The following is a 4787-nucleotide window of genomic DNA, read 5'->3' on the forward strand; positions in this document are numbered from 1 at the left end:
CTCCCGGGCCGTCCCGCCGGCGGCGTCACCGACCGCACCCGCGGACCGCCACGCCGCCGCCACCCGGACGGCGTCGGCCGAGCCTGCCACCTCGTGCACGCGGACGCACCACGCGCCCGACGCCGCCGCGAGCGCCGAGACGGCCGCCGTCGCCCGGTCGCGCGCGAGGGGCGGGGCGGGCGTGCCGTCGGGGCGGGTCAGCAGGTGACCCAGGAAACGCTTGCGGCTCGCGCCGACCAGCACCGGGAAGCCGTCGGCGACGAGCTCCGGCAGACGGGCCAGCAGCGGCCAGTTGCTCGCGCCCGGCTTGGCGAACCCCAGGCCCGGGTCGAGCACGACCTGCTCGTCGCGGACACCCGCGGCCCGCAGCGTCGCGACGCGCTGCGCGAGCTCGGCACGCACGTCGGCCACCACGTCGTCGTAGTCGTCGAGGTCGTCCATGACGTCGGCGTGCCCGCGCCAGTGCATCGCCACGTACGCGACGCCCGTCTCCGCGACGACGCCCGCCATCGCGTCGTCGGCCAGCCCGCCCGACACGTCGTTGACCAGCACCGCGCCCCGCTCGACCGCCGCGCGCGCGACCTGGGCGCGCGTCGTGTCGACGCTCACCGCCAGCCCGCGGGCCGTGAGCTCCTCGACGACCGGCAGGACGCGGGCGAGCTCGTCCTCGACGGGCACGCGGCGCGCGCCGGGCCGCGTCGACTCGCCGCCGACGTCCAGCAGGTCCGCGCCCTGGTCCGCGAGCTCGAGCCCGTGCGCCACGGCAGCACCCGGCGTGAACCAGCGGCCGCCGTCGGAGAACGAGTCCGGCGTGACGTTGACGACGCCCATGACGAGCGTCCGGCCGGTGTCGCGCAGGTGCGCGGGGAACGGCAGCGGGCCGGACCGCGGGGCGGCCGTCGCGGGGACGTCGGGGCGGGTCACGGAGCCGAGCCTAGGGGCGCGTCACGAGCAGCGTCAGCGGCCCAGGACCAGGCTCATCGCCTCGGCGCGCGTCGCGACGTCGCGCATCTGGCCGCGCACCGCCGACGTCACGGTCCGCGACCCGGGCTTGCGCACCCCACGCATCGACATGCAGAGGTGCTCGCACTCGACGACGACCAGGACGCCACGGGGCTGCAGGACCTCGACGAGCGCGTCGGCGACCTGCGACGTGAGCCGCTCCTGGACCTGCGGTCGGCGCGCGTACACGTCGACCAGCCGCGCGAGCTTGCTCAGGCCCGTGATGCGCCCGTCCGCTCCCGGGATGTACCCGACGTGCGCGACGCCGTGGAACGGCACGAGGTGGTGCTCGCAGGTGGAGTACACCTCGATGTCCTTGACCAGGACCATCTCCTCGTGGCCGATGTCGAAGGTCGTCGTCAGGACGTCCGTCGGCTCCTGGTACAGGCCCGCGAAGATCTCCCGGTACGCGCGCGCCACGCGGGCCGGCGTCTCCAGCAGGCCCTCGCGGTCGGGGTCCTCGCCGACGGCGAGCAGCAGCTCGCGGACCGCACGCTCCGCACGGGCCTCGTCGTACTCGCCGACGGCACGGCCGACGCCCGTCACCGGGCTGATCTGCGAGGGCACGCCGTCACTCACCCTCGCGGCTCCACCCGTGCGCGTCGGGCGTCTGCTCGGGCGGCAGCTCGACGATCTTGCGGACCGGGTTCTCGTCGCCGACCACGGCCGCCTCGTCCTCGGGGATGACCGGGTGGCCGTTCTGGGCGGCCTTCTCGGCCGGCGTCAGGACGGGCCCCTGCTGCGACACGGCGCGCTGGTCGCTCGACAGCCACACCTTGCGCGGCTCGCGCTTGACGATGGGCTCGAAGATCGTCGCGAGCTGCTCGGCGTTGAGGGTCTCCTTCTCGAGGAGCTCGAGGACCAGGTGGTCGAGGACCTCCCGGTACTCGACGAGGATCTCCCACGCCTCGTCGTGCGCACGCTCGATGAGCGCCCGCACCTCGAGGTCGATCGACCCCGCGACGTCCTCCGAGTAGTCGCGCTGGTGGCCGACGTCACGGCCCAGGAAGACCTCCTGGTTGCCCTGGCCGAGCCGGATCGCGCCGAGCCGGCTGCTCATGCCGAACTCCGTGACCATCTTGCGGGCGGTCGCGGTGGCCTTCTCGATGTCGTTGCTCGCGCCCGTCGTCGGGTCGTGGAAGACGAGCTCCTCCGCGACGCGACCGCCCATGGCGTAGGCGAGCTGGTCGAGCAGCTCGTTGCGCGTCGTGGAGTACTTGTCCTCCGTCGGCATGACCATCGTGTAGCCGAGAGCCCGGCCGCGGGGCAGGATCGTCACCTTCGTCACCGGGTCGGTGTACCGCAGGGCCGCCGCCACCAGGGCGTGACCGCCCTCGTGGTACGCGGTGATCTTCTGCTCCTTGATGTTCATGACGCGCGTGCGCTTCTGCGGGCCCGCGATGACGCGGTCGATCGCCTCGTCCAGCGCGTGGTCGTCGATGATCGACGCGTTCTGGCGGGCCGTCAGCAGCGCGGCCTCGTTGAGGACGTTCGCCAGGTCGGCGCCCGTGAAGCCCGGCGTGCGGCGCGCGACCGCGACGAGGTCGACGTGCGGCGCCATCGGCTTGCCCTGCGCGTGCACCTGGAGGATCCGCTCACGGCCCTTGAGGTCGGGCGGCTCGACGGCGACCTGGCGGTCGAAGCGGCCCGGGCGCAGCAGCGCAGGGTCGAGGATGTCGGGACGGTTCGTCGCGGCGATGAGGATGACGTTCGTCTTGACGTCGAAGCCGTCCATCTCGACGAGCATCTGGTTGAGCGTCTGCTCGCGCTCGTCGTGCCCGCCGCCGAGGCCCGCGCCACGGTGCCGGCCGACCGCGTCGATCTCGTCGACGAAGATGATCGCCGGCGAGTTCTCCTTGGCCTGCTGGAACAGGTCGCGCACGCGGCTGGCGCCGACGCCGACGAACATCTCGACGAAGTCCGAGCCGGAGATCGAGTAGAACGGCACGCCCGCCTCACCCGCGACCGCCCGCGCGAGCAGCGTCTTGCCGGTGCCCGGAGGGCCGTACAGCAGGACGCCCTTGGGGATCTTCGCGCCGACTGCCTGGAACTTCGCGGGCTCGGAGAGGAACTCCTTGATCTCCTGGAGCTCCTCGAGCGCCTCGTCCACGCCGGCGACGTCCTCGAACGTGACCTGTGGGGACTCCTTGCTCACCAGCTTGGCGCGCGACTTGCCGAAGCTCATCACCCGCGAGCCGCCGCCCTGCATGTTGGACATGAGGAACCAGAAGACGGCCAGGATGATGACGAACGGCAGGACGATGCTCAGCAGGCTCGACCACCACGAGGTCTGCGGGACCTCGGAGGTGTAGCCGTCCGGCAGGTCGGCGTCGGCGATCGCGTCAGCGACCGCCGGTCCCTGCGGCACGACGTAGTTGAACTGGACGAGCTTGCCGAAGTTCTCGTCGCCCTTCTCGAAGTCGTCCTCGAGGGTCAGGTCGACGCGCTGCGACCCCTCGGTGATCTTCGCCGACTCGGCCTTGCCGGTGGCAAGGAGCTCGAGCCCGTCGGAGGTGTCGATCCGGCTGATGCGGGGGGCCGTGAGGGCCGTGGCGCCGATCCAGAGCAGGACGACGGCGAGCACGATCCACAGGATCGGACCACGGGCAAGTCGCTTGAAGTTCATGGGCGATCGGGGCCAGGCCCCTCATCCTCCGCTCGCAGGGCTGGTGGCCTTCGAAGTTACACGGTGTTCCTGGGCGGTCCCCGCCCTGTTCGCCCAGGGCACATCGGCCCTTGCGGCTCGCCCGGCGCCCGGCACCGGCGCGCCCGACGCCGAGGTCAGGCGTACACGTGCGGGGCGAGCGTCCCGACGAACGGCAGGTTGCGGTACTTCTCCGCGTAGTCCAGGCCGTACCCGACGACGAACTCGTTCGGGATGTCGAAGCCCACGTAGCGGACGTCGACCTCGACCTTGGCCGCGTCGGGCTTGCGCAGCATCGTCGCGATCTCGACCGACGCCGGGCCGCGCGAGCGCAGGTTCGACAGCAGCCACGACAGCGTCAGACCCGAGTCGATGATGTCCTCGACGACCAGGACGTGACGGCCCAGCAGGTCGGAGTCGAGGTCCTTGAGGATCCGCACGACGCCCGACGACTTGGTGCCCGAGCCGTACGACGACACCGCCATCCAGTCCATCTGCACCGGCGAGTGCAGGCGCCGGACCAGGTCCGCCATCACCATGACCGCACCCTTGAGGACACCCACGAGGAGCAGGTCCTTGCCGGCGTAGTCCGCGTCGATCTGCGCGGCGATCTCGTCGAGCCTGGCGTGCAGCTGCTCCTCCGTGAGCAGCACACGCTCCAGGTCGTCGCCCATGTCGACTGGGTCCACCGTCACCGCTCCTGTCGTCCGTCGTGCTCCGGCCCGGCGGGCCCGAGGAAGAGCCTGCCACACGCCCGGCGGGCCGCGACCCCGCCGGGCAGGTCGACGGGCCCCTGCCCGTGCCAGTCGACGACGAGCGCGTCGAGCGCGAGCACGTGGACCCGGTGCAGCGACCCTGCCGGGCATCCCGCCTGCACCGCCGCGAGCCGCAGCGCCCGCCGCCGCACGGCGTCGAGCGCCCCCGCGAGCACCCGCACGTCGACCACCACGCCCCGCTCCTCCTTCCCGGGAGCGGCTGGCGCTCCCCCGCGCCCGTCCGCGAGTTCGTGACTTCCTGCCGAAGTCGTGACCTCTAGCTCACGAACTCGACGCGAAGTAACGAACTCGACGCCGGAGGTGGTGGGGGTGGTGGGGGTGGGGGTGGTGGTGGGAGTGGGGAGGGTGGCGGTGGTGAGGAGGGT

5 protein-coding genes are annotated in these 4787 nt (G+C 72.3%); all 5 read right to left on the bottom strand.

Annotated elements, in window-relative coordinates:
* Window positions 1-924 (bottom strand): dihydropteroate synthase (gene folP, locus CBZ_RS09175; protein ID WP_373862159.1); only part of this gene is annotated, 924 nt, incomplete at its 3' end.
* Between the two features lie 33 nt (window positions 925-957).
* A complete protein-coding gene (gene folE / locus CBZ_RS09180; protein WP_246013200.1) occupies window positions 958-1569 on the bottom strand; it encodes a GTP cyclohydrolase I FolE in 612 nt (203 codons plus the stop codon).
* Between the two features lie 4 nt (window positions 1570-1573).
* The gene (gene ftsH / locus CBZ_RS09185) at window positions 1574-3628 is read right to left on the bottom strand and encodes an ATP-dependent zinc metalloprotease FtsH (RefSeq protein WP_130781263.1); all 2055 of its coding nucleotides are present in this window, start codon (window positions 3626-3628) and stop codon (window positions 1574-1576) included.
* Between the two features lie 155 nt (window positions 3629-3783).
* Window positions 3784-4335, bottom strand: a complete 552-nt coding sequence (gene hpt, locus CBZ_RS09190; protein WP_130781264.1) for a hypoxanthine phosphoribosyltransferase — start codon at window positions 4333-4335, stop codon at window positions 3784-3786.
* Window positions 4336-4337: 2 nt separating this feature from the next.
* Window positions 4338-4595 carry a TilS substrate-binding domain-containing protein gene (locus CBZ_RS22095; RefSeq protein ID WP_307720749.1) on the bottom strand — a complete coding sequence of 86 codons (258 nt, stop codon included), beginning with the start codon at window positions 4593-4595 and terminating at the stop codon, window positions 4338-4340.
* Between the last annotated feature and the right edge of the window lie 192 nt (window positions 4596-4787).

This window comes from Cellulomonas biazotea (assembly GCF_004306155.1).
Classification (GTDB): Bacteria; Actinomycetota; Actinomycetes; order Actinomycetales; family Cellulomonadaceae; genus Cellulomonas; species Cellulomonas biazotea.

What these genes read in the sequence shown, in the direction of transcription:
- ftsH (WP_130781263.1), bottom strand. Translation starts at nt 3,628, where the DNA reads ATGAACTTCAAGCGACTTGCCCGTGGTCCGATCCTGTGGATCGTGCTC.